The 26,668-nt window shown below is 72.6% G+C and carries 31 protein-coding genes and 1 tRNA gene; 7 read left to right on the top strand and 25 right to left on the bottom strand.

The window, feature by feature from the left end; translation table 11 throughout:
* Nucleotides 1–34: 34 nt before the first annotated feature.
* From VGN74_RS12185 to VGN74_RS12120, 14 genes are all read right to left on the bottom strand, one after another.
* Nucleotides 35–499, bottom strand: a complete 465-nt coding sequence (locus tag VGN74_RS12185; protein ID WP_327448560.1) for a hypothetical protein — start codon at nt 497–499, stop codon at nt 35–37.
* Complete coding sequence (locus VGN74_RS12180) at nt 496–1,188, bottom strand: hypothetical protein (protein ID WP_327448558.1); 693 nt, start codon at nt 1,186–1,188, stop codon at nt 496–498. Before VGN74_RS12180 ends, VGN74_RS12185 begins: the two co-directional genes overlap by 4 nt.
* 75 nt (nt 1,189–1,263) lie before the next feature.
* On the bottom strand, nt 1,264–3,945 hold the full coding sequence (locus VGN74_RS12175; RefSeq protein WP_327448556.1) for a transcriptional regulator: 2,682 nt from the start codon (nt 3,943–3,945) through the stop codon (nt 1,264–1,266).
* Between the two features lie 76 nt (nt 3,946–4,021).
* The gene (locus tag VGN74_RS12170; RefSeq protein WP_327448554.1) at nt 4,022–4,858 is read right to left on the bottom strand and encodes a flagellin; all 837 of its coding nucleotides are present in this window, start codon (nt 4,856–4,858) and stop codon (nt 4,022–4,024) included.
* A 133-nt stretch (nt 4,859–4,991) separates the two neighbouring features.
* A complete protein-coding gene (locus tag VGN74_RS12165; RefSeq protein WP_327448552.1) occupies nt 4,992–5,270 on the bottom strand; it encodes a hypothetical protein in 279 nt (92 codons plus the stop codon).
* Nucleotides 5,271–5,354: 84 nt separating this feature from the next.
* A complete protein-coding gene (locus tag VGN74_RS12160; RefSeq protein WP_327448550.1) occupies nt 5,355–6,185 on the bottom strand; it encodes a flagellin in 831 nt (276 codons plus the stop codon).
* A gap of 321 nt (nt 6,186–6,506) precedes the next feature.
* Nucleotides 6,507–7,013 (bottom strand): hypothetical protein, encoded by a 507-nt coding sequence (locus tag VGN74_RS12155; RefSeq protein WP_327448548.1) that lies wholly within the window; start codon nt 7,011–7,013, stop codon nt 6,507–6,509.
* Complete coding sequence (locus tag VGN74_RS12150; protein ID WP_327448546.1) at nt 7,010–7,399, bottom strand: M15 family metallopeptidase; 390 nt, start codon at nt 7,397–7,399, stop codon at nt 7,010–7,012. The genes VGN74_RS12155 and VGN74_RS12150 overlap by 4 nt, the downstream gene beginning before the upstream one ends.
* Nucleotides 7,396–7,659, bottom strand: coding sequence for a hypothetical protein (locus VGN74_RS12145; RefSeq protein ID WP_327448544.1), 264 nt, complete (start codon nt 7,657–7,659; stop codon nt 7,396–7,398). Before VGN74_RS12145 ends, VGN74_RS12150 begins: the two co-directional genes overlap by 4 nt.
* Entirely contained in the window at nt 7,656–7,817 is a 162-nt protein-coding gene (locus tag VGN74_RS12140; protein WP_327448542.1) for a hypothetical protein, read from the bottom strand. Before VGN74_RS12140 ends, VGN74_RS12145 begins: the two co-directional genes overlap by 4 nt.
* 3 nt (nt 7,818–7,820) lie before the next feature.
* The gene (locus VGN74_RS12135) at nt 7,821–9,101 is read right to left on the bottom strand and encodes a DUF2793 domain-containing protein (protein WP_327448540.1); all 1,281 of its coding nucleotides are present in this window, start codon (nt 9,099–9,101) and stop codon (nt 7,821–7,823) included.
* Nucleotides 9,102–9,373: 272 nt separating this feature from the next.
* Nucleotides 9,374–10,090 (bottom strand): anti-sigma factor, encoded by a 717-nt coding sequence (locus VGN74_RS12130; RefSeq protein ID WP_327448538.1) that lies wholly within the window; start codon nt 10,088–10,090, stop codon nt 9,374–9,376.
* Entirely contained in the window at nt 10,087–10,644 is a 558-nt protein-coding gene (locus tag VGN74_RS12125) for a sigma-70 family RNA polymerase sigma factor (protein WP_327448535.1), read from the bottom strand. The genes VGN74_RS12130 and VGN74_RS12125 overlap by 4 nt, the downstream gene beginning before the upstream one ends.
* A 57-nt stretch (nt 10,645–10,701) precedes the next feature.
* On the bottom strand, nt 10,702–11,163 hold the full coding sequence (locus VGN74_RS12120) for a DUF4112 domain-containing protein (protein WP_327448533.1): 462 nt from the start codon (nt 11,161–11,163) through the stop codon (nt 10,702–10,704).
* A 62-nt stretch (nt 11,164–11,225) separates the two neighbouring features.
* On the opposite strand from VGN74_RS12120, the gene VGN74_RS12115 reads away from it, so the two are divergent.
* A complete protein-coding gene (locus tag VGN74_RS12115) occupies nt 11,226–12,185 on the top strand; it encodes an endonuclease/exonuclease/phosphatase family protein (RefSeq protein ID WP_327448531.1) in 960 nt (319 codons plus the stop codon).
* On the opposite strand, the gene rlmJ is transcribed toward VGN74_RS12115, so the two are convergent.
* Nucleotides 12,182–12,991 carry a 23S rRNA (adenine(2030)-N(6))-methyltransferase RlmJ gene (gene rlmJ / locus VGN74_RS12110; protein ID WP_327448529.1) on the bottom strand — a complete coding sequence of 270 codons (810 nt, stop codon included), beginning with the start codon at nt 12,989–12,991 and terminating at the stop codon, nt 12,182–12,184. The genes VGN74_RS12115 and rlmJ overlap by 4 nt on opposite strands.
* 75 nt (nt 12,992–13,066) lie before the next feature.
* On the opposite strand from rlmJ, the gene VGN74_RS12105 reads away from it, so the two are divergent.
* Complete coding sequence (locus VGN74_RS12105) at nt 13,067–14,083, top strand: DNA topoisomerase IB (protein ID WP_327448527.1); 1,017 nt, start codon at nt 13,067–13,069, stop codon at nt 14,081–14,083.
* A 92-nt stretch (nt 14,084–14,175) separates the two neighbouring features.
* Here the strand turns inward: VGN74_RS12105 and tdh are convergent, their stop codons facing one another.
* On the bottom strand, nt 14,176–15,210 hold the full coding sequence (tdh, locus tag VGN74_RS12100) for an L-threonine 3-dehydrogenase (RefSeq protein WP_349256348.1): 1,035 nt from the start codon (nt 15,208–15,210) through the stop codon (nt 14,176–14,178).
* Between the two features lie 8 nt (nt 15,211–15,218).
* Entirely contained in the window at nt 15,219–16,412 is a 1,194-nt protein-coding gene (locus VGN74_RS12095; RefSeq protein WP_327448523.1) for a glycine C-acetyltransferase, read from the bottom strand.
* Nucleotides 16,413–16,559: 147 nt separating this feature from the next.
* Here VGN74_RS12095 and VGN74_RS12090 point away from each other — a divergent pair, with 147 nt between their 5' ends.
* Together VGN74_RS12090 and VGN74_RS12085 are read left to right on the top strand one after the other, a co-directional pair.
* Complete coding sequence (locus VGN74_RS12090) at nt 16,560–17,201, top strand: TetR/AcrR family transcriptional regulator (protein WP_327448521.1); 642 nt, start codon at nt 16,560–16,562, stop codon at nt 17,199–17,201.
* 41 nt (nt 17,202–17,242) lie between these two features.
* On the top strand, nt 17,243–17,731 hold the full coding sequence (locus VGN74_RS12085) for a DUF1003 domain-containing protein (protein ID WP_327448519.1): 489 nt from the start codon (nt 17,243–17,245) through the stop codon (nt 17,729–17,731).
* Here the strand turns inward: VGN74_RS12085 and pyk are convergent.
* The 8 genes from pyk to VGN74_RS12045 form a co-directional block, all read right to left on the bottom strand.
* On the bottom strand, nt 17,728–19,176 hold the full coding sequence (gene pyk / locus VGN74_RS12080; protein WP_327448517.1) for a pyruvate kinase: 1,449 nt from the start codon (nt 19,174–19,176) through the stop codon (nt 17,728–17,730). The two genes, VGN74_RS12085 and pyk, sit on opposite strands and share 4 nt — an antisense overlap.
* A gap of 96 nt (nt 19,177–19,272) precedes the next feature.
* Nucleotides 19,273–19,357 (bottom strand) — tRNA-Leu (locus tag VGN74_RS12075).
* A gap of 7 nt (nt 19,358–19,364) precedes the next feature.
* Nucleotides 19,365–20,765, bottom strand: coding sequence for a M20/M25/M40 family metallo-hydrolase (locus VGN74_RS12070; protein WP_327449492.1), 1,401 nt, complete (start codon nt 20,763–20,765; stop codon nt 19,365–19,367).
* A 50-nt stretch (nt 20,766–20,815) separates the two neighbouring features.
* A complete protein-coding gene (locus VGN74_RS12065) occupies nt 20,816–21,055 on the bottom strand; it encodes a DUF3297 family protein (protein WP_327448515.1) in 240 nt (79 codons plus the stop codon).
* A gap of 62 nt (nt 21,056–21,117) precedes the next feature.
* Complete coding sequence (locus VGN74_RS12060) at nt 21,118–22,077, bottom strand: hypothetical protein (protein WP_327448513.1); 960 nt, start codon at nt 22,075–22,077, stop codon at nt 21,118–21,120.
* A 35-nt stretch (nt 22,078–22,112) separates the two neighbouring features.
* Nucleotides 22,113–22,634 carry a DUF6468 domain-containing protein gene (locus VGN74_RS12055; RefSeq protein WP_327448511.1) on the bottom strand — a complete coding sequence of 174 codons (522 nt, stop codon included), beginning with the start codon at nt 22,632–22,634 and terminating at the stop codon, nt 22,113–22,115.
* On the bottom strand, nt 22,631–23,674 hold the full coding sequence (gene fliM, locus VGN74_RS12050; RefSeq protein WP_327448509.1) for a flagellar motor switch protein FliM: 1,044 nt from the start codon (nt 23,672–23,674) through the stop codon (nt 22,631–22,633). Before fliM ends, VGN74_RS12055 begins: the two co-directional genes overlap by 4 nt.
* Nucleotides 23,671–24,336, bottom strand: a complete 666-nt coding sequence (locus VGN74_RS12045; RefSeq protein ID WP_327448507.1) for a flagellar basal body-associated FliL family protein — start codon at nt 24,334–24,336, stop codon at nt 23,671–23,673. Before VGN74_RS12045 ends, fliM begins: the two co-directional genes overlap by 4 nt.
* 181 nt (nt 24,337–24,517) lie before the next feature.
* Between VGN74_RS12045 and flgF the strand changes: the two genes are divergently transcribed.
* Genes flgF through VGN74_RS12030 form a run of 3 tightly spaced genes read left to right on the top strand, consistent with a single transcriptional unit; the run spans nt 24,518 to nt 26,663 of the window.
* Nucleotides 24,518–25,255, top strand: a complete 738-nt coding sequence (gene flgF, locus VGN74_RS12040) for a flagellar basal-body rod protein FlgF (RefSeq protein WP_327448505.1) — start codon at nt 24,518–24,520, stop codon at nt 25,253–25,255.
* Nucleotides 25,256–25,269: 14 nt separating this feature from the next.
* Complete coding sequence (flgG, locus tag VGN74_RS12035; RefSeq protein WP_327448503.1) at nt 25,270–26,058, top strand: flagellar basal-body rod protein FlgG; 789 nt, start codon at nt 25,270–25,272, stop codon at nt 26,056–26,058.
* Nucleotides 26,058–26,663: a flagella basal body P-ring formation protein FlgA gene (locus VGN74_RS12030; RefSeq protein WP_327448501.1), complete on the top strand. Its 606-nt coding sequence runs from the start codon at nt 26,058–26,060 to the stop codon at nt 26,661–26,663. The genes flgG and VGN74_RS12030 overlap by 1 nt, the downstream gene beginning before the upstream one ends.
* Nucleotides 26,664–26,668 lie beyond the last annotated feature (5 nt).

The raw sequence follows: 26,668 nt of genomic DNA, 5'->3' as shown, positions 1-26,668 counted from the left end.
TATAGCGCGAACGGGCGGATGTTCCAACTTTGTTCTAGTTCGCCGGGGGCGCGGACGGCGCGTCAGCCGGCGGCGCGGCGATGGCCGTGGGCCGTCCGTCGATGTCGCGCTGGATCGCGCCGGGGATGGCCAGCCGGCCGTCGCCGGTCCGTGTCAGGGCGAAAAACCGCGGCCCGTTCAGATCCTTGCCAAACTGCACGCCGCGCCGGTCGATGAAGATGAACTGGCCCTGGTAGGCGCCGATGATCTCGCGGTTGGAGCCGCCGAGGCGCAGGAAGCGCAGCCGCATCTCTTCCAGCCGCGCGGCGCAGAACTCGATCTGCGGCTGGTCGCGGGCGACCAGGTTGAAGCGCGGCGGCGCATCCTCGGCGCCGTCTTCGGCCGGCACCACATACCAGCAGACCCCCTCGTCGCGCGGGGCCTCGACGCGCGGGGCGCAGGCGGCGGCGAGGCCGGCGACGGCCAGACCGGCGAGGGCGAGGAACGGCTTGCGGGTCATCCGAGGTCCGGGAACTGACAGTTGCGGTCCTGCTCGACGAGCGTGCGGAAGCGGGTGTTGTCCGGCGACTGCTCGACCCGGCGCGGCACGAGCCGCAGGGTGGTGTCGCCATAGCGGCCGTACAGGGCTTCGCCCGGGCGCACGCAGGCGCCGGCGAACAGGGCGCGGACGCAGGCGGCCTGGCTCAGGCCGTCGCCCATGTTGCGCCACTCCGAGCCGGCGAAGCGCAAGCACGCCGGCCCGGCCACTGGCGGCGGGGCCGCCGGCGCATCGGGCTGCGGCTGGGTCTGGGGCTGCGGCGCGACGACGACGGTCGGGGTCGGCGCGGCCGGCGGCGGGTCGAAGGTGGCGGTCGGGGCCGCGGCCAGGGCGCCGGTGGCGTCGAGCCCGACGTCCAGCGCGTCCGTGGCGAGGCCGTTGCGGCGGGCGCAGTCGACCAGCGTGGCCATGCCGACGAACTGGCCATTGACGAAGCAGCGCAGCTCGCGGGTCGGCTCCAGCGCCGGCGCCTCGGCCACATCGACGGTGAGGTCGCCAGGCGGTCCCTCCTCGACGGCCTGGGACGGCGGCGCGCCACGTCCGCCCAGCATTACGGCGAGCAGGACGGCGGCGGCGACGGCCAGCACCACCCCGACGATCAGCACGAGGCGGTTCGGAGGCGACTTCAGCGGGGAATCAGGCTCGGCCATGGGCGCTCGCGCGGGGGGCGGGGGACCCGGCCAATAACCCCGCCGGCCGGTCCGGCGTCAACCGCTATCGCACGGTCAGCCGCCGCCGGTCAGCCGGTTCAGCGCCGCCTGGTAGTTGGCCAGCTGGGCCTGCAGATAGGCCGGCGCCTGACCCGTGACGCGAGGCGTCGTCGACTCCGGGGCCAGCGCCCGGTAGGCGGCGCGAATCTGCGACAGGGCCTTCAGGATCGTCTCCCCGGCGGCCTTGCGCGTGTCGGCGTCGCGCAGGGTCAGGTCGCTGGTCAGGCCGAGCCCGAAGGTGCGCACCACGTCGTCCCCGGACGTGGCGCCGATGTAGCCCGGCGCCAGCCCGAGACCGGCGAGGGCGTCACGGCCGCTTTCCCCCGAGCTCAGCACGGCGCCGCGCTCCGGATCGCGGGGTCGCAGGTTCAGCCGCTGGATGCCGTCATCGCCGGTGGTCACGGAGACGATCAGGCGCCGCTGCGAGGCCTGTTCGATCTTGCGCGACAGGGTCTGCAGGGTGTCGCGCGCATCGATGGTGACCGTCCGGGCGCGCGAGCCGTCGCCGAGCGAGACGGAAAACCGGTCCCCGACCCGCAGGCTGGTGGCGGCGGTCAGCAGGCGCGAGTCGCTCTGGGCGATGGTCCCCGTCGGCAGGCCGAGGCGATCCAGCACGCTGGCTCCGCCGCCGCCCACTGCGAGCGTCGCGGGACTGGCCTGACCGCCGTCGCCGGCCCAGGTCGTCGCCGACACCACGGCGCCCGTGCCGGCGTCGAGCCGGGCCAGATAGGCGCGCGTCGGATCTTCCGGCTTGGCGTTGAACGGGCGGTCCGCGACCCCGGTCAGCCAGATGGCCCCGTTGTGCACCTTGACGTCGGCGGCCCCATCCTCGCCGGCGCCGCCATAGTAGCTGACCCAGTCGCCCGGATCGGCGGTCAGATCAGCGGCGAGGCTGGCGGCGAAAGCGTCCATGCCGCCGTTGTGGGGCTCGACGACCGTTCCGGCGTCGAGGGCCGCATTGCGGGTCGCCCCGGCGACGATGACGCGGCCGCCCTCGACGGCGATGCCGGCGATCTCGCCGCTCATCAGGCCGAGGTCGCGGGTGGCCGCCAGCGTCGGCGTACCGGCGGCGTCGAGGGTGAAGCGGCGCACCACGGCGCGGCCGCTTTCGACGCCTGCGGTGTAGAGATCGCTGCCCGACACCGTCATGGCCGAGACCGTGTCCTCGCCGCCGGTGCCGAACTGCCGGATCGAGGTCGCCACGGCGGTGAAGGGCGCGCCCGGATAGCGCTGGCTGGCCTTGAAGGACTCGACATAGCTGTCCCAGCCGCCGACCGAGGCGGCCCCGGGCATGGCCGAGGCCGCCCGTCCGCTGACGTAGACGGTCCCGTCGGCGCCGAAGGCCACGCCGGTCGCCTCATCCGCCGCCCGGGCGCCGCGGCGCTGGGTCCAGAGCTCGAGCCCGGCGGCGTCGAAGACCGTGACGAAGCTGTCGCTGGCGGCTGAATCGACCACGGCGCGGCCCGGCTCCAGCGCGCCGGTGACCGCGCCGGCCACCGCCACCTTGCCGTCCGCGGCGATGGCGATGGCGTAGCCCGAGGCGGTGTCGGCGGCCCCCAGCGCGCGGCTGGCGACCAGACGGCCGGACGGGTCGTACTTGAGCAGGGCGACGTCGCGTTCGCCCTTGACCGGCTGTCCGGCCAGAGCCTCATCCTCCACGTCCGCGACCAGCCAGAGCGAGCCGTCCGGACCGATGGCGCTGGCGCGCACCGCGGCCACGCCGGCCGGCAGAGCGCTCTGCGAGACGCGGCCATCGACCCACTGGGTCTCGCCCGGCCGGGCGGCGCCGGGCACGGTTGTGGTGTCGGCGGAGAACTTGAGCAGCTGGCCCGGGGCCGTCCCGCCGACAGACTGGGCGACATAGACGGCGTCCGCCGCCTGCACCGGCGCGAAGGAGACCGTCTCGACCGACGTTCCCCGCACCACCAGCGACCACCGGTCGGGACCGGACGGCAGGGTGACGGTTCGCCCCCCGACCTGGACCGTGCGGGCCTCCTGGGCCACCTGCTCGCGCCCGAAGCGGGTTTCGAGCCCGGCCGCCTGCAGCTTGTCGTTGATGAAGCTGTTGACCGCATCCAGCGTCCGCGGCGTGCTCCCCATGTCCGCCAGATCGATGCGCAGGGTCTGGGTGGGATTGGCGGTGCGCGCGACGGTGATGTCGAAGGCCACATCGCCCTGGAAGGCCGCGACCGGGGTGTCGATCGCCCCCTCATGGATCGGCGCCGTGACGAAGTTCGGCCGGTCGCGCGGCACGCCGGCTGTGGTCTTGGCGGTCGCCGCAGCCGTGCCGGTGACCACCCGGACATCCTGCAGACGCGTCGTGCTGAGATAGGAGGTGATTTCGGCCATCCCCGTCTCGAAGCGCCGCTGCAGGAGGTTCAGCTCCGTGGAGGCCAGTCCCTTGGCCTGCGAGCGGTTGACGATGGCGGCGAGGGTGTCCAGCCCGTTGTAGAGGCTGAACAGGGTGCGGTAGTCCGCCGACCCGCCGGTGGCGTCGAGCCGGATCGCGGATTCATTGATCAGCTTGCGACCGCCGAGGGCGGCGCGGACGAGATCGCTCTGGGGCGTGGCCTGGACCGACGTCGACCAGGGCGGCGTGGGCTGCCGCTGACGCGGAGGCGCGACGACGCCGCCGAAGTCGCCTGCGGCGATTCCGGAGCCTCCAAACAGACCCAGCAGGTAGCTGTTGTTGATCACGGCCACATCTCCGTCGGCCAGAATGACCGCGCGAGAGGTAACGCCGCGTTAAGCCGCGCGGCGTCGCCGCCGGGAATCAGCCCTGGAACAGCGACAGGATGATCTGCGGCGCCTGGTTGGCGATCGACAGCGACTGCACGCCCAGCTGCTGCTGCACCTGCAAGGCCTGCAGTCGCGCGCTTTCCTTGGCCAGGTCGGCGTCGACCAGGTTGCCGATCCCCGCCTCAAGCGTGTCGGTCAGCTTGGCCACGAAGTTGGTGTGGGCGGCGATTTGCTTGGCCTGGGCCCCCATCTCGCCGAGGGCGCTGTTCAGCGAGGTGATCGAGGCGTTCAGACGCGACAGCGCCTGGGAGGCGCCCGTCACCGTGGCCAGCGTATCGGCGGTCGACAGGCTGATGATGGCTCCCGACAGGCTCAGGTCCTTCGACGCCAGGGTGATGAAGGACGTCGCGTCGGCGTTGGCAAGGAAGGCGATGCCGTTGGTCAGCGAGCCGTTCAGCAGGTTGCCGCCGTCGAACTCGGCGTTCTCGACCGCCGACTCGATGGCGCGCAGCACGGCCTGGAAGTCGTCGTTGAGCAGCTCCCGCGACTGGGTGCTGAGCGACACGTCCTGGGCCGCGACCACCTTTTCCTTGAGCTGGTTCAGCAGGTCGGAGATCGACTCGCCGGCCGCCAGGGCCACATCCGCCAGCGAGGTGGCCCGCGCCAGGCTCTGCTTCACCGCATTGAGCGCGCCCAGATCGGCGCGCTGGCTCTGGGCGATGGCCCAGATCGAGGCGTTGTCCTTGGCCCCCTGGACCTTCAGGCCGGTGGAGATCCGGCCCTGGACCTCATCCATCCGCTGATTGGTGCGCGTCAGGTTCTGCAGCGCGACCGCGGCGGACGTGTTGGTATGGACGCTATTGGTGGACATGGCGTTCGGCCTCGCAGATTCGCCGTGACGCTAGCGCGTTAACCATGAGCGTATGGTTAACGCCGATTCACGACGATCAGCGCCGCCCCGGGCTGCGCCCGACGCGGTTGGAAAGGCCGGTGACGCCGGGGCCTCAGGCCCGGGTGTCGATCAGGGCGCCTGCCTGGACGCTGCTGTCATCCCGCATCAGCCGCAGCAATTCCTCTCGCGGCAGCTGGCGGAGCACCTCTCCCGTCACCGGATCCAGCGTCTTGTAGATAAAGACGCCCGGTTGGGGCCCCTCCTCGATGACCAGCCGTTCGGCCGGAGCCGGGGCGGGTTGCTCGGAGGTCCGCTCGACGACCGCGGGCTCGGGGCGCGCGGCGAGAGCGGCGGAAGCGGCTACAGGCAGAACTCGGACATTCTCGTTCATCTCCTGTCGCGTCGGCGGTCAGGCCGGCGCCTCCTAACGCGAAGACGGGGCGAGGTCCGAAGACCTCGCCCCAATCCGCGACGATTAGCGGAACAGCCCCAGCAGGATGCCGGTCGACTGGTTGGCGATGCCCAGCGCCTGCACACCCAGCTGTTGCTTGGTTTGCAGCGACTGCAGCCGCGCACTTTCCTTGGCCAGATCCGCGTCGACCAGGTTGCCAACGCCCGCTTCGAGGGCGTCGGACAGCTTGCCGACGAAGGTCAGGTGGGTGCCCAGGGCCTTCGAGCCGGTGCCCAGGCGGGCGAGGCCGGCCGAGACGTTGGCGATCGAGGCGGTGACAGCGCTCAGCGCCGCCGCAGCGTCGGTGGCGGTGTCGATTTCCTGGGTCGAGGTCAGGGTCACGATGGTCCCCGACAGGCTCAGGTCTTCGCCATCAACGGTGATCGCGCCACCCTCGACGTTGGCCAGAGCGGCATAGCCGTTGGTCAGCGAGCCATCGAGCAGGTTCACGCCGTTGAACGAGGCGTTTTCGATCACGGTGGTGATCTGGTCGCGAATCGCCGTGAAGTCTTCGTTCAGCGCGGCGCGGGCCGAGCTGGACAGCGAGGCGTCCGTGGCCGCCAGGGCCTTTTCCTTCAGCTGAACGAGCAGGTCCGAGACCGACTCGCCGGCCGCGAGGCTGACGTCGACGGCGGACTGACCGCGCTGCAGGGATTCCTTGACGGCGTTGAGCGCACCGATTTCCGAACGCTGGCCCTGGGCAATGGCCCAGATCGCGCCGTTATCCTTGGCGGTGGCGACCTTCTTGCCGGTGTTGATCCGGCTCTGAACCGTTCCGAGTTCGGAATTGGTCTGGTTCAGGTTTTGCAGGGCGATCATCGCCCCATAGTTCGTGTTAACGCTGTTCAGCGCCATGACGACAGTCCTTCTTTCAAGGTGTCCGACCGCCATTTTGGCCGTCGGGAGCATTTTGCTCGGACAGGGCCCAAGCAAGGGCCGGGCCACACGCTGAAAGCCCGGAACTCCGGGGTTTCCGAGCCCCTCCCCCGGCGCCCGGCGCCCGGCAGGAACGCGTGGGCGCCCGGCAGGATTTGCCGGTCCCGGCAGATTTTGCCGGGTCAGCGGCGGTCAGGTCCGCCGGCGGCGAGGGTCCGCTCTGCCGCGATGAGCTGCACCGCGAGGGCGCGGGCCGCGTCGCAGGCCACCAGGTCCGCGCCCCTTCGGGCATACGCAGCTTCAAGATCCGCCAGGGTCGCCTCCGGCGGCAGGGTGGCGAGCCGGCACGGCCGCGACACCGTCTCGGGCAGGGTCAAGCGCGGCGGCGCAGCCGTCGAGAGCGGGGGCGAGCTGGCACAGCCGGCGATCATGAGCGCGCAGGCGGTGGAGACGATCAGGCGATAGCGGCAGGGCGGCATCGGGGGCTCCTCGGGCCAGGGATTCGACATCACGGGTGGACGCCTCGGCGTCGGCGGCGCGGGTCGCTGCGGCGACCTCGGCCCGGGTCAGGGCGCGCTCGGCCGCCAGCACTGCCGCCAGCCGGTCGCGCTCGACCCTCAGCGTGGCCGCCTCCGCCTCGGCGCGCGCGAGCCGTCGCGCCTGCAGGCCCAGCGGATCCCAGCGCAGGCCGAGGCTCCCGGCCAGCTGGGCGGCCGCGACCGCGAGCCCTGCGGCCAGCGCCAGAGCGAGCAGCCAGCGGCCCGGTCCGGCGAGGGAAATGCGGGCCAGCCGTGGCAGGCCCCTCACGGGAACGCCCTCCGGTCGAGCTCGAAATGGGGGCCGTCGCGCAGTCGGGGCCAGTCGCCGCCCCAGACCAGCGCCACCCCCTGCGCCTGCGCCGCCGCCTTGAAGGCCGCCGCGATGCGCGGATAGAGCGGCCAGTCCCAGCGGAGCCGGCCCTCGACCCGGGCCGCCACATCGACGGCATGGCCGGTCAGATGGCGGCTGTTGAGCGTCCGGCTGGCCCCGGCCCGCACCAGCGCCGCCTGCCGCTCGGGCGTGCGCCGCCCCTCGGTGATGATGAAGGGCACGGGACTGGTGCGCGCCGCCTGCTCGACCACGGCGACCAGCGCCGGATGCACCCCGGCCAGCCGGGCCCGGCTGCGCGCATCCAGCGGATCGCGGCCCGTCACGGACGGCGCTCCAGGGCGCGCAGGCGCACCGCCGCGGCCAGCTCGACCAGCTGCTGCGCGGTCGGGGCCACCAGATAGAGCACCAGCACGAGGCCGAGCAGGCCGGTGAGCTGCTGCGCCAGGCTGCGCAGATCGGCGGCAGGCGCCCGCGCCACCACCTCCGCCAGCAGACGCCACAGCCCGAAGGTCACGGCGAAGACGAACAGGCGGCGCCACAGCCAGCGCCCTTCAGCCAGCCCGGGATGTCCGTTCAAGGTCATTCGGCGTCTCCGTCATCGAAGTCCGGGCGGCTCCAGACCCAGCCGGGGCCGGCGGCCGCCGCGAGGTCCGACCGGCTCAGGCGGTCGGGCGCGGGGTCATCTTCAGGATCGAGCAGGGGCGGCAGGGGCGGCCCGTCGAGGTCGTCTTCCGGGTCCATGGCTCAGCCCACCGCCAGGATCAGGACGCGGCCGGTGCCGCCGGGCCCCCCAGGGCCGGCCGGCGTCGCCCCGTCCGCGGCCCCGCCGCCCCCGCCCCCGGCGCCCGGACCTCCTGCGCCGCCTGTCTCGCCACGCTCCCCGCCACCCCCGCCGCCGCCAAGGAAGCCGTCCGGCGAGCTTCCGCCGGTCCCCCCGCCGGCCGCGCCGCCGGCGGCGGCGTCCACGCCCCGGGCCGGCGCGCCGGCGCTTCCCGCCGCCGCGGCGCGCGTCGAAGCGGCCCCGGGACCGCCGCCCCCGGGCGCGTCAGGATCCAGCGCGTCCCCGCCTGCGCCGGGCGCACCGCCGGCGGCGCGAAGCCGGACGCCGAGCGCATCGGCTACGGTGGTCTCGCCTCCGGCGGCGCCGGCTGTCCCGCCCGCCCCCGGCGCGATGAGCAGGGGACCGTCCAGAGCGTCCGCCACCAGCCAGCGCACACGTCGGGCGCCCGGCGCGCCGCCGAGGCCGCCCTCCCCGCCGCCCTGACCTCCCCCGCCGCCGCCGAGGGCCTCGATCCGCAGCGCGCGGGCCCAGGCGGGCGGCGTCCAGCTGGCGGGGCCGCTGAACACCGTTGTCTCCGCCCGGCCGGCCCCCGCGGCCGCCAGCAGCCGGCCGCTCGCCGGATCCGCACGCAGGACCTCGCGCCATTCAGCGCCGTCGGCGCTGATCTTGAGGCTGAGGGCGTCGTCGCCGATCAGACCCAGCTCGGCCCGGCCGCCCCAGGCGCTCTGGAACAGCAGGGACAGCACCCGGTCCGGGCCGGACTTGTTGAACACCAGCCGCAGGTCGCCGGTCCCGCCCTCGTCGGGCCCGCGCGCCATCCACAGGGCGCTGTTCAGGCGGGCGATGAAGGGATTGGCCGCATCGGCGGTCGCCTCGAGGCCGAGCCGGGTCAGCTCCTGCACCTCGCCGAGCCGACGGCCCAGCTCGACCCAGCCGCCGTCCTGCCGCAGCCACAGCCGGCCCTCGTCGCGCACCCAGACCCGCAGGCCTTCCGGCGGATCAAGGGCGAGCCACCCCGGTCCGTCGAACCGCACCAGGGTCCCGGCCGGGAACGGCCAGTCATCCGCGGCGATGTAGACATCGCCGTCGACCGGGCTGGCCGGCGGGGACGCCGTGCGGCTGTGCGCCGTCGTCTGCACCAGCGTATCGAGCCGGGTCAGGCCTTCATTGACGGTGACATGCTTCTGCAGCTGTCCGGCCGCCACAAGCGGCAGGCCGAGGCGGGGACTGAGGGTATCGGGCATGGGGCGCTCCTGTCTGGAACGCCAGCCTGCCTGTGACCCGAAGGCGGGTTGGCCGGGGCCGCTGGCCCGCCGCCAGCACGCGGACAGGCCTGGAGTTTCGCGCGGGGAACAGGAAGGCGGCCGGCCGCGCGCCTGCCGGTCGCGGGGTGGCGGGGAGACCTGTGGAAGGGCTGGGTTGGCCTCCCCGCCGGGCCGGACGCCGGCCAGGACCGAGGCCCCGGCTCAGGCGTGCAACCACACAGAGCTACGTCGCCGGCGGCCCGGCGGATGCATCAGAGGCTTTCGAGCTGACCCGAGGCGACCACTGGACCGTCCGGACGATCCATGGCCGGGGTGTGCCCCGGCTGCTCCATCGAGACGGCCACCGCCACGGCCCCGCGAACCCGGGCCGCGGTCGTTTCCGGCATGGCCATGCGCGACACCTCGACCCCGTCGATCGCCCCGACGAGGGTCGCGCCGCCCTCGGAGCCGATCAGCCACAGGTGCGGCACGCGCGGGTCGCCGGCCATGACGTCGGTCGGCGAGGCGAACAGCATGCCCGTCTCTGGGTCGTAGGCGAGGATCAGGGCCGACTGGCCGCTTTCGAGCCGCAGGGTGGCGACGCGGGTGACCTCGGCCGGCGGGGCGGCAGGCGCCACCGGGGCCGGGGCGGGGCGCGCCGCCAGCACGGCGACCGCGGCCAGGCTCGTGGCCAGCAGTCCCGTCGCCCCGACCGCCCAGGCGCGCCAGAAGACCAGTCGCCGGTCATCATTCGCCGGCAGACGCGCGACAATGCCACGCCACAGGCTCTCGGGCGGCGAGGCCGGCGCCACCTCGTCGATCAGGCCGCCCAGCCGCGCTTCCCACGCGGCGACTTCGGCGGCGAAGGCCGGGTCGGCGGCGACGCGGGCGCGGGCGGCGGCCTCCTCCGGGCCGTCCAGCAGGCGCAGGGCCAGTTCGGCAGCCAGGTCCGGCGTCTCGCCATCGTCTCTGTGCGGGGCGTCGGTCATGGCTCGAGACACGTCTTGAGGCGCTGCAGGCCGCGCCGGATCCAGCTCTTCATGGTGCCGATCGGCACCCCGGCGCGCGCCGCCAGGGCGTCATAGGTGACCCCGTCGAAGAAGGCGGTGCGGATGGCGGAGGCGGCGCGGTCCTCCAGCTGCTCGAGGCAGGACTCCAGCCGACGCCGCTCGCCGGCGCCGACCACCTCGGCCTCGGGCCCGGGACCGCCGTCGGGAACCTCGGCCAGCACCTCGACCGGCGCGGCGTCGCGCAGCGGCCGGGCCTGACGCAGCCGGTCGATGGCGCGGTTGCGCGCGATCGTCGCCAGCCAGGTGATCGGGCTGGCCCGGGCGGCGTCGAAGCCTCCGGCGCGGCTCCATACGGTGACATAGACGTCCTGCAACACATCCTCGGCGATCTGGCGATCACGCAAGATACGGAGGCAGACGCCAAACAGTTTCGCGGACGTCGCCTGGTAGACCTGCCGGAAGGCGGCGCGGTCCCCTTCCGCCACACGGGCGAGGGCGAGGGCCAGATCGTCTCGGGTCAGGGTCGTGGCCATGGGCTCGTCAGGTTGCGAGGCCGCACATGGCTTGGCCGCGGCGCAGGCGTCAACCCGTCAGTCATGCAGGTAGACGATCCGCTTCAGCTTCGGGTCGCTGCGCACCCGCTCCAGATGCTGCGCGTGCTCCCCCGAGGCGTGGGCGTCACGGGCGCTGCCCTCGACCCAGTGGGTGCGCTCGATCTCGGCCTGCAGGGCCTTGGCCGCCATCAGGTGGCCGGGGAAGAAGAAGTCGACCACGTCGCCGACGAGAAAGAGCTCGGTCGTGGCGCTGTCGATCAGCAGATAGGCGGCCATTCGCCCCAGCGTCAGCGGCGAGGCCTTGGCCCGCACCCCCTGCACCAGCAGATAGGCGCCGGCCCCGAGGGAGTAGGCCAGGCCCACGCCGGGGATCCACGTCAGCAGGCCGTCGAGGCCGACCCCGAACGGGCCGATGCCGACCACCCGGTCCGAGAGCTTCTTCACGCCCTCGACACCCGACCAGATTTTCTCGATATCGGCGATGGTCTTCTTCGGCATCCCATCCTCCCGGGTCCGCCGCGCCGGACCGAGGCGGACAGCTTAACGCCGGAGCGTCACACTTGTTCAAGCCCTCCGAAGGCGTCCGCCCCGCCCTGTGGCGCGGGGTCGCCGACGCCCTGCTCGCGTTGGCCCTGACCGGCCCCGCCGCCGTGGGCCTTGCCGCCCTTTCCGGCGTCGGCCATCGCTGGGTCGACCTCGTCGCCCAGTTCACCGCCCCGGCGCTGGTCGTCGCCCTCGCCGGTCTCGCCTTTGCCGCAGGGCTGCGCCTGCGCCTCGCCGGACTGAGCGGGGCCCTGGCGCTCGCCCTGCTGGCGGCGGCCCTTTGGGGGCAGGTCGCGCCGGCGCGCCCGACCCCGGCCGCCGATGAGGCGCGGCTGACCGTCTATGTCGCCAATCTGCACGAGGCGAACGCCGACCTCGACCGGATCGCCGCCTCGATCGCCGACGCCGACGCCGATGTGGTCATGCTGGTGGAGGTCGGGCCCGCCGTGGCCGCCGACCTCGACCGTATCCTGCCGGACCATCCGCACCGCGCCCCGACCCGCATCACGGCGCGCGGAAACCTGGTGGCCTCGCGAACCCCGCTCGAGGCCCTGCCCGGCCGCGCCGACGGCCTGTCGGCCCGGGGCGCACAGGTGCAGACGCCGCTGGGGCCCGTGCGGGTGTTCGCCACTCACCTGACCCGGCCCTGGCCGTTCCAGTACCAGTGGGGCCAGATCAGCCAGGTCATGGCGCTGGAGGCGCGCATGGCGGAAGGCGAGGGCCCGGTCATCGCCGCCGGCGACTTCAACAGCGTCTCGACCGCCCGCATCGGCCGGCAGATGCGCGATCTCGGCCTCGCCCCGGCCCCGGCCTGGCCCGGCACCTGGCCGACCGGCGTCCCGGCCCCGGCGCGCATCGCCATAGACCACCTGTGGGCCTCGCCGGAGCTGACCGTCGTCTCCCGCCGCCTCGGCCGCCCCACCGGGTCCGACCACAGCCCGGTCATCGTCGAGCTGGCGCGGGCGGAGGCAGGCTAGGGCCGCCAGACGCGCGCGCGGCCGCCGGGATCGCCCAGCGTATCGACGACCCAGTCGGTCACCGCCTGCAGCTCCGGCTCGAGCGTCGCCGGCGCTCCGATCAGGGTCAGGGTGCAGCCGTTCATCTTCATCGGATTGGTCAGGGGCCGCAGCCGCGCCTCGACCACCAGCACGTCGGCGAGCCCGGCCTTGGCCAGCCCCCTCAGGAAGCCGTCGAAGGTCTCGAGGTCTTTCAGCGGGGTCCAGATGGCCACCACCACCCCCGGGCGCAGCCGGCGGGTCTCCGCCGCGCAGTCGACCGCGCGCAGATAGTCGTCCGGCCGCTCGAACGGCGGGTCGATCAGCAGCAGGCCCGGGGCCTGGCAGACGGTCGGGGCCGCGGCATAGCCGTCGCCCGCTTCCGCCGTCGCCATCGGGAAATCGGCCAGGGCCTCGGTCAGGGCCTCGGCCACCGGGGGGTTGAGCTCGAAGCCGACATAGCGCGCGACGCCCGGCGCGGCCGCGACCAGCCGGGGCGAGCCCGGATACCAGCGGGTGCGGCCGTCGGGATTGAGCGCCCGCACCGCCGCCTGCAGCTGCGCCAGCGGCCCCGGCAGGGCGTCGGCCTGCATCAGCCGCAGCACCCCGGCCTCGGCCTCTTTCGAGCGCGACGCATCGCCGTCGAGGTCGTAGAGGCCGGCCCCGGCGTGGGTGTCGACCACCGTCAGCGGCCCGCGCGGCGCCAGCGCCCGCAGCAGGCCGAGCAGCCCGGCGTGCTTGACCAGATCGGCGAAGTTCCCGGCGTGAAAGCTGTGGCGATAGTTCATGCGGCCTCGTGGCGCGCCGACGGGCGGCGGGTCAAGCCGGAACCGCGCACGCCCGGCGCCCGTTTGCGGCCGGCCATGACCCTGTCCCCCGATGTCGACCCGACCGATCTCCCCGAGGGCCTGACCTATTGTTCGGACGAGAACCCCGGCCTGTCGCGTCACGGCCAGCCTGGCGCGTTCAGCTATGTGGACGCCCGGGGACGGGAGGTCGAGGACCGCAGGGTGCTCGACCGCATCGCCGCGCTGGCCATCCCCCCGGCCTGGACCGACGTCTGGATCTGCCCGCGCGTCCGCGGCCACATCCAGGCCACCGGTCGCGACCAGAGGGGCCGCAAGCAGTACCGCTACCACGCCGACTGGAGCGCCCACCGCGCGACCGGCAAGTTCGACCGCATGCCCGCCTTCGCCCGCGCCCTGCCGCGCCTGCGCCGCCAGGTCGACGCGGACCTCGCCCGGCGGGGAGTCTGCCGCGAGAAGGTTCTGGCCACGACCGTGCGGCTGCTCGAGCTCACCCTGATCCGCATCGGCAATGCGCAGTACGCCCGCCAGAACCGCAGCTACGGCCTGACGACCCTGCAAAAGCGCCACCTCGAGATCGACGGCGCCGCTCTGCAGTTCAGCTTCCGCGGCAAGAGCGGCAAGGCGCACGCTGTCAGCGTGCGCGACCGCCGGCTGGCGGGAGTGATCCGAGCGCTGCAGGACCTGCCGGGGCAGCAGGTGTTCAAGTACCGCGATGCGGACGGCGACCTGGTCCCGGTCACCTCGGATGAGGTCAACACCTACATCCGCGAGGCCATGGGCGAGGATTTTTCGGCCAAGGACTTCCGCACCTGGGCGGCGACCGTCTCGGCGGCGCGCGCGCTGCGGGAGATGCCGGCGCCAGGCTCCCCCACGGAGGCGAAACGAAAGATCACCGTGTGCATCCGCGCGGTCGCCGGACTCCTGGGCAATACTCCGACCGTCTGCCGTAGCGCCTATGTGCACCCCGGGGTGCTGGCCCTGTTCGAGCAGGACCGGTTGAGGAGGCTGCTGCCGCGCCCGGATGCGAGGAATTTCGAGACCCGGCTGGTGAAGGCGCTGGAGGCCGGGTGAACTGGCAGGATCGCAACCCTGATCCCGCCCGTCTCCGTCATCCTCGGGTCAAGCCCGAGGGTGACGGGATGGAGTCGCTGGAAGGACGGCCCTCAGGCCGCCCAGTCCAGCACGACCTTGCCCGATTGACCGGCCTTCATCACCTCGAAGCCCTCGCGGTACTGCGCATAGGGGTACTGGTGGGTGATCAGCGGCGTCAGGTCGAGACCGGCCTTCAGCAGGCCCAGCATCTTGCGCCAGGTGGTGAACATCTCGCGGCCGTAGACCCCCTTGATGGTCAGGGCCTTGAGGATGATCGCGCCCCAGTCGGTCTCCATCGGCTTCGACGGAATGCCGAGCATGGCCAGGCCGCCGCCCATGATCAGGGTGTCGACGCACTGCCTGAAGGCGATCGGCGAGCCGGACATCTCCAGCGCCACGTCGAAGCCGACCTTCATGCCGAGCTCCTTCATGACGTCGTGCAGGTCCTCGCGGGTGGTGTTCACCGTGCGCACGCCCGGGGCCACCTTCTGCGCCAGCTCCAGCCGGAAGTCGTTGATGTCGGTCAGCACCACGGTGCGCGCGCCGGCGTGACGGGCCACGGCCGCGGCCATCATGCCGATCGGTCCGGCGCCGGTGACCAGCACGTCCTCGCCCAGCAGGTCGAACTGCTGCGCCGTGTGCACGGCGTTGCCGAAGGGGTCGAGGATGGCCCCGATCTCGTACGGCACATCCTCGGGCAGCTCGATGACGTTGAAGGCCGGGGCGGCGACGAACTCGGCGAAGGCCCCCTGGCGATTGACGCCGATGCCGCGGGTCGCCGGATCGAGGTGGAAGTGACCCGCCCGCGCCGCCTCGGAGTTGAGGTCGATGACGTGGCCCTCGACCGACACCCGCTGGCCGATCTTCAGCGGCCGGTCGACGTCCCGGCCGATGGCGACGATCTCGCCGGCGAACTCGTGGCCGGTGATCATCGGCACCGGCACGTTCTTCTGGGACCACTCGTCCCAGTTCCAGATGTGGATGTCGGTGCCGCACACCGCCGCCCGGTGCACCCGGATCAGCACATCCTCAGGCCCCGCCTCGGGGATCGGCGCCTCGATCAACTCCAGCCCCTCGGCGGGGCGGGTCTTGGCCAGGGCTTTCATCATCTGCGTCATCGGATCACTCCCAGTTCCTTGCCGGCCGTCGTGAACGCCGCGACCGCTTCGTCGATGTGGTCAAAGGTGTGCGCCGCCGACATCTGGGTGCGGATGCGCGCCTGTCCCCGCGGCACGACGGGGAAGGAGAAGCCGATCACATAGACGCCCAGCTCCAGCATGCGGGCGGCGAAGTCCTGGGCCAGGCGGGCGTCGCCCAGCATCACCGGAATGATCGGGTGCTCGCCGGGCAGCAGGTTGAAGCCCGCCTCGGTCATCGCTCCCCGGAAGCGGGCGGCGTTGGCGACCAGCTGCGCCCGCAGCGCATCGCCCTCCTCGCCCTGGGCGATGCGGATGGCCTCGAGGCTGGCGCCGCAGACCGACGGGGCCAGGGCGTTGGAGAACAGATAGGGCCGGGCACGCTGCTTGAGCAGCTCGACCACCGGCGTGGTGGCGCAGATGAAGCCGCCCATGGCTCCGCCCAGCGCCTTGCCGAAGGTGCCGGTGACGATATCGACCGTGACGCCATGGTGGGCGAAGGAGCCCTTGCCCTGCGGCCCGAGGAAGCCGGTGGCGTGGCAGTCGTCGACCATGACGAGGGCGTCGTAGCGGTCGGCCAGGGCGCGGATCTCCGGCAGCCGGGCGATGTAGCCGTCCATCGAGAAGGCGCCGTCGGTGGCGATGATGATGTCGCGCGCCCCGTCAGCCCGGGCCTGCTTCAGCTGCGCCTCCAGATCGGCCATGTCCGAGGTGGCGAAACGGTAGCGCTTCGCCTTGCACAGCCGCACCCCGTCGATGATCGAGGCGTGGTTCAGACTGTCCGAGACGATCGCGTCCTCGGGCCCGAACAGCGGCTCGAACAGGCCGCCGTTGGCGTCGAAGGCGGCGGCGAACAGGATGGCGTCCTCGAAGCCGAGGTAATCGGCGATGGCGCGCTCCAGCGTCTTGTGGATGCCGAGGGTGCCGCAGATGAAGCGCACCGAGGCGGTGCCGGCCCCGTAAGCCTCCGCCGCGCGATCGCCGGCCTGGACCACGCGGCTGTCGCCGGCGAGGCCGAGATAGTTGTTGGCGCAGAAGTTCAGCACCCGACGGCCGCCCGTCTCGATCACCGGCCCCTGCCGCGAGTGGATCACCCGCTCGGGCTTGGTCAGGCCCTGGGCGTCGATCTCGGCCAGTTCGGCGGCGATGCGGGTGTGGAAGGCGGTCGGCATGGCGTCTCCGTCGGCGAACGGTGCGGACGGTTACGCCGGATCGGGCCCGGATTCCAGCGCCGCCGTCGCGGTCCGGTCGCCGCAGGCCGCCACGGTCCATGTTGCACTTGCTCACAGGCGCCGCCAATCTGGCGACGGGAGGCGACCATGGGCGAGAGCGGCGCACGGCCGGTCAACAAACTGGGCCACCGCATCGGCCGGCGCGGCGGCCGGACCCGCGAGGCGATCCTCGCGGCGACGCGGACCCTGCTGGAGACGCACAAGCTGGCCGACCTGCGCCCGGCGGACATCGCCCGGGCGGCCGGCGTCTCGGCGCCGAGCTTCTACACCTACTTCAAGAGCGTCGATGAGCCCGTGCTGGCCCTGTGCGAGGCGGCGAGCGCCCCCTACCAGGCCCTGACCCCGCTGTTCGACGCCGACTGGTCCGGCGAGCGCGCCGTCGATCAGGCCCGCGCCTATGTGGCGGCCGTGGTCGACATCTGGGCCGAGCATGGACCCGTGCTGCGCATCGGCACCGCCCTGGCCGACGAGGGGCACGAGGCTTTCGCCACCGAGCGCATCCGCCGCCTGCGCCGGGTGCATCTGGCCATTGAGCGCAAGATCGCCCAGGCCCGCGCCAATGGGCGCCATGATCCCCGCCTCGACCCGCGGCTGGCCTCCTACGAGGCGGCGAGCATGGTTGACGCCGTCGCCGCCGGGCTGCGGCTGCTGCAGCGCGGGGACACGCCGCTGGAGGCGGTCATCGACACCACCAGCCTGCTGTTCGCCAAGGTGGTGACCGGCCGCTGATCCGGCTTGCGGCCAGCGGGGACTCAGCGCGTCCTCGGCGCATGGATGAAGAGCTCAGGCGTCTCGGACAGGAGCTGGCCGACGGCCATGTGCGGCTCAGCGAGCGCGACCGCCGGCTGGTGCATCGGGTCCTGGCGCGGGGTAGCGAGACGCGCGATCCGAACGCCGCCTTCGAGGAAAGCCAGTCCTTCGGCGCGCGCATGGCCGATCACGTGGCCGCGATCGGCGGCTCGTGGGGCTTTGTCGGCGGTTTCGGCCTGTGCCTCGCGGTCTGGGCGGCGCTGAACCTGCTGCTGCCGGGGCCGGAGCGGTTCGACCCCTACCCCTTCATCTTCCTGAACCTGCTGCTGTCGATGCTGGCGGCGATCCAGGCCCCGATCATCATGATGTCGCAGAACCGCCAGGCGGCGAAGGACCGTCTCAGCGCCCAGCTGGACTATGAGGTCAACGTCAAGGCGGAGGCCGAGGTGGCCCAGCTTCACGAGAAGCTGGACCGGATCTCCCGTCAGCTGGCCGGGAAGGCGGACTAGCTCTTTTTCCGCCCGCGCGGCTTCGGCTGGGTCGGCGCATGGGCGAGGCGCAGCAGGTTGGCGGCGCCCGGCGCCCCGAACGGCGTGCCGGCGAGGATCAGGATGCGCTGCCCCGGCCCGGCCAGGCCGTACTCGGTGGCGGCGTTGACCGCGTCGTCGGTCACCTCTTCCAGCGAGGCCGGCTGGCGGCCCAGCCGCGGCTCCAGCCCCCAGACCAGCGCCAGCCGACGGGCGGTGTCGGCATTCGGCGTCAGGGCCAGCACCGGGTGCAGCGGCCGCTCGCGGGCCATGCGCCGGGCGGTGCCGCCGAGGGTGGTGAACACCACCACACAGGCGGTCGACTGGGCCTCGCCGGCCTTGCGCGCCGCCGCCACCAGGGCGTCGACGTCATGCTCGTCCATGCCGGCGTGCTCGGCGTCCATCAGGCTGGGCCAGAGCGGATCGCGCTCCACCCGCTCGATGATGCGGTTCATGATGGTGACCGCTTCCAGGGGATAGTCGCCCGAGGCGGTCTCGGCCGACAGCATCAGGGCGTCGGCGCCCTCGTAGACGGCGTTGGCCACGTCCGAGGCCTCGGCCCGGGTCGGGGCCGGGGCCGAGGTCATGCTCTCGAGCATCTGGGTGGCGACGATGGCCGGCACGCCGCGCTGGCGCGCCGCGCGCAGGATCTGCTTCTGCGCCACCGGCACTTCCTCGGGCTCCAGCTCGACGCCGAGGTCGCCGCGGGCGACCATCACCCCGTCGGAATAGTCGAGGATGGCCGGCAGGTCCTTCAGCGCCTGGGGCTTCTCGATCTTGGCCAGACAGGCGGCCTTGCCGGCCACCAGCCGCTTCAGCTCGGCCATGTCCTCGGCCTTCTGCACGAAGCTGAGCGCCACCCAGTCAACGCCGATGCGCAGGGCGAAGGCCAGGTCCTCCCGGTCCTTGGGGGTCAGGGCCGAGACCGGGATGATCGCTTCCGGCACCGCCACGCCCTTGCGGTCCGACAGCTTCGAGCCGCTGACCACCTCGACGTCGGCCCAGTCGTCCGTGCGCTCGCCGACCTTGAGCCGGACCCGGCCGTCGTCGAGCAGCAGCGACATGCCGGGGCGCAGCGCCTTGAGGATTTCCGGGTGGGGCATCTGCACCCGCGTCGCGTCGCCCGGCGTCGGGTCGAGGTCGAAGCGCATACGATGGCCGGGGGCGATGTCGATGGCCCCGTCGGCGAAACGGCCAAGGCGCAGCTTCGGCCCCTGCAGGTCGGCCAGCACGCCGAGCGGCCGCTGCAACGCCAGCTCGGCCCCGCGCACGGCTTTCAGGGCCGCCGCATGATCTTCATGCGAGCCGTGGCTGAAGTTGAGCCGGAAGACGTCAACCCCGGCCTGGGCCAGGGCCTTGACCGTGCCCGGGGCGCGGCTGGCGGGTCCGAGCGTGGCGACAATGCGCGCGCGGCGGGCTCTGTTCATGTGTGGTCCGTGACGGCGTTTCCCCGCGCCCCTTGTGGCAAGGAACCGCCCCCCCTGTTAAGGGCGCGGCCGCCGGCGAAACACGAAGTGAGCCGATGGTGCGAGCGGCGGGGATCGAACCCGCATGACCGAGGTCGAGCGATTTTAAGTCGCTTGCGTCTACCAGTTTCGCCACGCTCGCGGGGGCATCAGGGGGCCGGCCGGAAGCTGACGTCGCTTTCGGCCAGCAGCCAGAGGAAGGCGGCCCAGGCGGCGACGTTCTGGTCGAGGTTCTCCGGCTCGATGCGGTCGATCACGTCGTCCACCGTGTGGTGGGTGTCGAAATAGTCGGTTCCGTCCTGGGCCAGGCGGAAGGCCGGCACCCCCAGCGCCACCAGCGGCCCGGTGTCGGGCCCGCCGCTGCGCGCCGGCTCGCCGTCGAAATAGATCCCCAGCGGCGTGAGCACCCGCATGGCCGCGGCGCGGAAGGCCGGATCGGCCCCGGCCGGCAGGGCGAGGGCGTAGATCGGCCCGGCCCCGAAATCGCTCTCGCTCACCGCCACATGGTTTGCGGCCTGGTCCCGGCGGGTCTCGGCGTAGTGGCGCGCCCCGGCGAGGCCTTGGGCGGGCGGCGGCTGGCTGACCTCCTCGGCGCCCCACCAGACGACGCGGATGGTGCGGGCCGGCCGCTCGGGCAGGTCGGCGATCAGCTTCAGGGCCGCGGCGGTGATGGCCACCCCGGCCCCGTCGTCGATGGCCCCGGTGCCGAGGTCCCAGCTGTCGAGGTGGCCGCCGATGACGATCACCTCCTCCGGCCGCTCGTCGCCGATCACCTCGCCGACCACATTCTGCGAGGTCGAGGGCTCGAGGAAGCCGACGTCGGCGGCGAGGCGCAGGCGCACCGGCCCCAGCCCGGCGTCGCGCAGGCGCAGCAGCTGCTCCGCATCCGGCGGGCTGAGGGCGAAGGCCGGGATGGTCCCCTCGCCCACCCGCGTGGCCCCGGTGTGGGCGAAGCGATGGTCATGGGTGCCCAGCGAGCGCAGCAGGAAGCCGATAGCTCCGCGCCGCGCGGCCTCGGTCGGCCCCTGGAAGCGGATGGCGCTGGCCGAGCCATAGCCGGCCCCGTCCTGGGCGCGCGGCGTGTCCTGCAGCACCACGGCGATCTTGCCCGCCAGAGACCCGACCGGGGCGTCGAGCAGGTCCTGATAGGTGCGGAAGATGGCGGCCTCGCCCTCGACCCCGCCGGGCGGGGTGGCGATCGAACCGCCGAGCGCCGTCACCACCAGCCGCTGCGGCGCCGGCGACAGCACCTCGACCCGCTCCTCGCCGCGGCGCCAGGCCGACAGGGGGAAGGACTCGACCGCCACATTGCGGAAGCCCCAGGCGCGGAACTGCTCGGCGCCCCAGCGGGCGGCGGCCTGTTCCGATTCGGTCCCGGCCGGCCGCGCTCCGAAGCGTGTGGTCAGGTCCTCGACGATGGCGTAGGCGCCCGAGCCTTGCAGGGCGCGGTCGCGCAGGGCCTCGGCGGTGCGCAGCGCAGCGGCGTCCTGGGCGGCGGCGGACGCGGCCGACAGGGCCAGGGCGGCTCCGGCGAGCAGGCAGGATTTCATGAGAGACACGGCAACGCTCCGGCGACAGGGGCCGCCACCGTAAAGCGGTCTCAGCCGTTGCGATAGAACGGCTCGACCTCGCCCTGAAGCTTGATGGTCAGCTGCTTGCCGCGGCGGTCCACGCGATTGCCGACAGCGAGGCGGACCCAGCCCTCGGAGACGCAGTACTCCTCGACGTTGGTCTTCTCCTCGCCCTTGAAGCGGACGCCCACGTCGCGCGCCAGCACGGCGGCGTCGTGGAAGGGGCTGTCGGGATCGACCGACAGGCGGTCGGGAGGCGTGTCGGACATGGCGACCTCGGAAGGCAGGCGACGGGAGGCCGCTGCTTAGCCATCCCGAGGCCCGGCGCCAACTACTCCACGGACTGGCGCGGCGCGGCCGGCGGCGGCGTGGCGGCGGCGGGCGGGGTCTCCGCGGCGCCGGCGGCATAGGGCTGGGGACCGGCAGGCGCCGCCGGCGTCTGGGCCGCCGCCGGGCGTTGCGCCGGGCGCTGGGCCGGGCGCTGGGCCGGGCGGGCGGCGCGCTGGGCCGGGCGCTCGGCTGCATCCGCAGCAGGCGCAGCCGCGGGCGCGGCCGCCGGGGCCGCAGCCGGCGTCGCCGCGGCGCCAGCGCCAGCGGCAGGCGCGACCGTGGCGGCCGTCGGCAGGGCCGAAGCGGCAGCGGCGCGGGCCGCCAGCTGCTGGGCCTCGAATCTGCGGGCCAGCTTCTCGGTCAGCTCGCGGGCGGCGGCCGGCTCCATCTGCGCCATCACGGCGGCGAGCGAGCGGGGCCGCATGGCCGCGGCGACCGGCAGGCGCACTTCGTCGTCCAGCGTCGCCATGACCCGGGCCGCCTCACGCGGGCGCATGGCGGAATAGACCTGCACCAGCCGGTCGATCTCGGCCTGTTCGCGCTCGTCAACCTGCCCCAGCAGGGCCTCGACCTCGGCCTTGACCGTATTCAGCGCGGTGACCTGGGCCGCCAGCTTCTGCTCCGCCGCCGTCATCAGCGGCAGCATGGTGGCGAAGTCGGCGTCGCGGGCGTCCAGCTGCTCGCGCCGGGCCGACAGGCTCTGGATGATTCGCAGCTCGGCCGGGGAGATGCCGGCCTGCTCGGCCAGCTGCTCCGGCGTCAGGGCGCAGACCGCCGGCGGGGCGGCGGCGGTCGGGGTCGCCGCCGCGCCCTCGCCGCCCTCGCCCGCCGCGGCGGCCGGCAGCTCCTCGGCCCAGGCCTGGGCGCCCTGCCACAGCCCCGGGGCGGCGCCCACGGCGCGCACGGCGACCACGCCGCCAATGGCGACCGCGATCAGGGGCAGGAGACGGGGGAGCTTCATGCGGGGTTCCGGAGAGGGGTCAGGCGCGCGGGCGATCAGGCGGCGAACAGATCATCGTCCAGCCTGCGCCGGGCCTGGTTGAGGCTCTGTTTCGCGGCTTGGTTAGCGGTCATGGCCTGGACGATGGCGCGGACGTTGCCGGGGCTGGAGGCCTCGCCCGTGGCCAGGGCCTGGATCCGCTCGGCCAGCGAGCCGGGCGCAACGCGCGCAGGGCGCGCCGCCTCGCGGGCGGCGGTTTCGCGGGCGGGGGCCGGCGTCCGCGCCGGAGCGGCGGCGATCCCGCGCTCGGCCCGCGCCGTCAGGGTCTCCAGCTCCAGCTTCAACGCCTGGGCCTTGAGAATGCGGTCATGCAGCAGGTCGGTCTCCTGGCTCGCCACGCGCAGCGAGCCCAGCGCCGCCTCGGCGCGGCCGGCCGCGGCGTTCAGTTCGCCGACCGCCCTGGCGAAGTCGGCCTGGCCCTGGCGCAGGGTGGCCAGCTTGCGCTCCAGCCGCACGCCGTAGCCGAGCGCGGCCACCAGCAGCAGCATCAGCACCGCATCGAGGATCAGACCCGTCATGAACGTCTCCCGGTGAGGGCCGTGGCCGCCTCGATGCTGATGGGGCGCTCGACGCGTACGGCGATGTGCCGCCCCTTGCGGCCCATGCGCCCCGTGGTGAGCGGAATCTGGCCGCAGCGGATCGACACCTCGCTCTCCGGCGTAGCGTTGAGGATCAGGGTGTCGCCGACCTTCATCTCCAGCACCTTGGCGAGGGTGGTGGTCTGCTCGTCGAGCACGGCGCGCACCTCGGTCTCGGTGGTCCAGAGCTCGGTCGCCAGGTGGCTTTCCCAGATGTTGTCGCGCCCGAACTTCTCGCCCATGAACTGCTGCAGCAGCATCTTCCGGATGGGTTCGAGCGTGGCGTAGGGCAGCAACAGCTCGATGCGGCCGCCGCGGTCCTCCATGTCGATGCGCAGCTTGACCAGAATGGCGGCGTTGGCCGGCCGGGCGATGGCGGCGAAGCGCGGGTTGGTCTCCAGCCGGTCGAGGTTGAAGTTGACCGGGGTCAGGGGCTCGAACGCCGCCCGCGCGTCGGCGAGGATGACCTCGACCATCCGCTGCACCAGCACCCGCTCGATGGTGGTGTAGGGCCGTCCCTCGATGCGCAGGGCCGCCGTGCCGCGACGACCGCCCAGCAGAACGTCGACGATCGAATAGATCAGGTTGGAATCGACCGTCAGCAGGCCGTAGTTGTCGAGCTCCTCGGCCCGGAACACCGCCAGGATGGCCGGCAGCGGGATCGAGTTCAGATAGTCCCCGAACCGCATCGAGCTCATGCTGTCGAGGCTGACCTCGACGTTGTCCGAGGTGAAGTTGCGCAGCGAGGTCGTCATCAGCCGGACCAGCCGGTCAAAGACGATCTCGAGCATCGGCAGGCGCTCGTACGAGACCAGCGCCGAGTTGATGATCGCCCGGATGCCGCTCTTGTCGGCGCCGTCGTCCCCGCCGAGATCAAAGCCCAGCAGGCTGTCGATCTCGTCCTGGTTCAGGACGCGCTCCGTCGTCGTCGGGTCAGCCCCGCCGTCGAACGGATCATCGGACACAGGCTGATCGGTCACTGGATCAGCATCTCCTCGATCAGCACCGCATCGGCCTTGGCCGGCGCGGCCACGAGGTTGACGCGGCGAAGGATCTCGGCGCGCAGCTGGTGGGTGCCGGCCGAGCCGGACAGGTCCTCCGGACGCAGCTCGCGCAGGAAGCCCTGGAACATGTCGTTGAGGCGCGGGTACTCGGACTGCAGCTTGTAGGCGGCCTCGGAGTCCGACATCTCCAGCGTCAGCCGGAGCTTGAGGAAGGTCGGCCGGCCGTCCGGGCTCTGGATGTTCACCAGCATCGGCGGCAGGGTGTAGAAGGTGACCCCATCCGGCCCCTCGGCGATCACGCCGGTGGCCGCCCCGCCCTCGGCGTCGCCGCCGCCGCCGTGGCCGTCATCCTTCTTCTTCTCGCCGCCGTGGCCGTCGTCCTTCTTCTTCTCGGCCCCGTGGCCGTCGTCCTTCTTCTCGGCCCCGTGCTCGCCCTCTTCGGCCTCGGCCGGGGCCGGCTTGGGCTGCATCAGGAAGAAGGCGGCCCCGCCGCCGCCGCCCAGCACCACGAGGGCGGCCGGGATGATGATGAACAGGAGCGGGAGCTTTTTCTTCTTGGGCGCGTCTTCGCCCTCGGCGCCTTCGGCGGCCGGCGCAGCCTCGGCCGCGGCATCCTTCTTCTTGCCCAGCTTGATCATGGCGTGCGCGCCCCGGATTCCGACCCGGGCAAGGTGCGACCACTTTGGTTAACGAGGCGTTTAGAGACGGCAATTTCTGCCGGGTGAAGCCCCTCAGCCAAACCCACTTTCCATTGTTTTTATTTATCTTTCCCGCGTGGCACGGGGGTTGCGACGAGACGGCGCGAAGGAGCGCCTCGCCGTGGAAAACGCCGCCTACATCGGACTGTCCCGCCAGCTGACGCTGCGCCGCGAGCTGGACATCGTGGCGAACAACATCGCCAACGCCGACACGACGGGCTTCAAGGTCGAGCAGCTGATGACCTCGACCGAGGTGGGCTCGCGCGCGCGCAACCACGACGTCGACGGCGGCGTCCGCTTCGTGCTCGACAACGGCGTGGCCCGGGACTTCGGCCAGGGCGAGCTGAGCCAGACCGGACGCACGCTCGACTTCGCCATCGAGGGGGAAGGCGCCTTCTTCACGGTGCAGGACGCAGGCGGCGAGGCCTACACCCGCGACGGCGCCTTCACCCTCGACCCCGAAGGCCGTCTGGTCACCGAGGGCGGCCTGGCGGTGCTCGGCGGCGGGGCGGAGATCGTGCTCGACCCGGCCCAGGGCGAGCCGACCGTCGGGGCGGACGGCGTCATCACCCAGAACGGCCTGCCGGTCGGCCAGCTGACCGTGGTCCGCTTCGACAATCTCGCGGTCCTGCAGAAGGGCGGCGACGGGCTCTATCGCAACGTCGCCAACGCCGCCCCGGTCGACGCCCCCGACGCCCGGATCCGTCAGGGCATGCTGGAGGGCTCCAACGTCAACCCGCTGCTCGAGATCACCAATCTGATCGAGATCCAGCGCGCCTACGAGCGCGTCACCCGGATGATCGAGAACGCCAGTGACCTGTCCAAGCGCGCCGTCGAGCGCCTCGGCCGGGCGAGTTAAGCAGAGAGACCGCCATGCGTGCGCTGAGAACCGCCGCCTCGGGCATGACCGCCCAGCAGCTCAACGTTGAGGTCATCTCGAACAACATCGCCAACATGAACACGGTCGGCTTCAAGCGCCAGCGGGCCGAGTTCCAGGACCTGCTGTACCAGAACGTCGAACGCATGGGGGCCCAGTCCGCCGCCCAGGGCAACGTCATCCCGACCGGCATCCAGGTCGGGGCCGGCGTCAAGGCTGGCAGCGTCTACCGCATCACCGAGCAGGGCTCCCCCAGCCGCACCGGCAACACCTTCGACATCGCCATCGACGGCCGCGGCTACCTCCAGGTGCTGCTGCCGTCGGGCGAGACCGCCTACACCCGCGCCGGCAATCTCTCGCTCAATGCCGACGGCACCCTGGTGACCGACGACGGCTACGAGGTGCAGCCGAACATCACCATTCCCCAGGGCGCGGTCGACATCACCATCTCGCGCGCCGGCCAGGTGCAGGTGAGCACCGACGGCGATCCGCAGCCGCAGATCGTCGGCCAGCTGGAGCTCGCCACCTTCTTCAACGAGGCGGGGCTGGAAGCCATCGGCGATAACCTGCTGCTGGAGACCGCCGCCTCCGGGCCCGCCAACGTCGGGGCTCCGGGCGACATCGGCTTCGGCCAGCTGTTGCAGGGCTACACCGAGGCCTCGAACGTCGATGCGGTGTCCGAGATTACCGCCCTGATCGTGGCCCAGCGGGCCTATGAGATGAACTCCAAGGTCATCAGCACCGCCGACGAGATGCTGCAGGTGACCGGACAGGTGAAGAGCTGATGCGCCGTCTCCTCGTCCTCGCCCTGGGGCTGGCCGCGGCGGCGACGCCGGCGCTGGCCGACCCGGTCACCCTGCGCGCCAGCCCGCAGGACGCCGACGGGCGCGTCACCCTCGGCGACATCTTCGACGGGGCCGGCGCCGCCGCCAATGTGGTGGTGGCCGAGCGCGTCGGGCCGTCCGTGGTGCTGCCGGCCCACCAGGTCCAGGCCACGGCGCGCGCCGCCGGGCTCGACTGGGCCAATCCGCAGGGCCTGCGCCGCATCGTGGTGCGCCGCGCGCCGGAAGCCGCCGGCCCGGCTGCGGCCGGTGCGCCAGCCGCAGCCCCGGGCGCCTTCGCCGCCGCCGCGACGCCGGTGCGGGCGACACCCGGCGCGGCCGTGATCCAGCGCGGCGACAGCGTCCAGGTCATCTATGAGCTCGAGGGCGTCCGCCTGACCATCACCGGCCGCGCCCAGCGCAACGCGGCCGTGGGACAGCCTGTCCCGGTCCTCAATCTCCAGTCCGGCCGCGTGATCGAGGCCGTCGCTGCGGCTCCGGGCCGCGCCCTCGCCGGGCCCGCCGCCCTGCAGGCGCGCGCCGACGCCGCCGTTTTCGCCAGCCGATGAGAGGC

The organism is Brevundimonas sp. (assembly GCF_035998205.1).
Taxonomy (GTDB): Bacteria; Pseudomonadota; Alphaproteobacteria; order Caulobacterales; family Caulobacteraceae; genus Brevundimonas.
The sequence above is the reverse complement of the archived record's forward strand: the minus strand, read 5'-3'. Positions and strand labels throughout refer to the sequence as shown.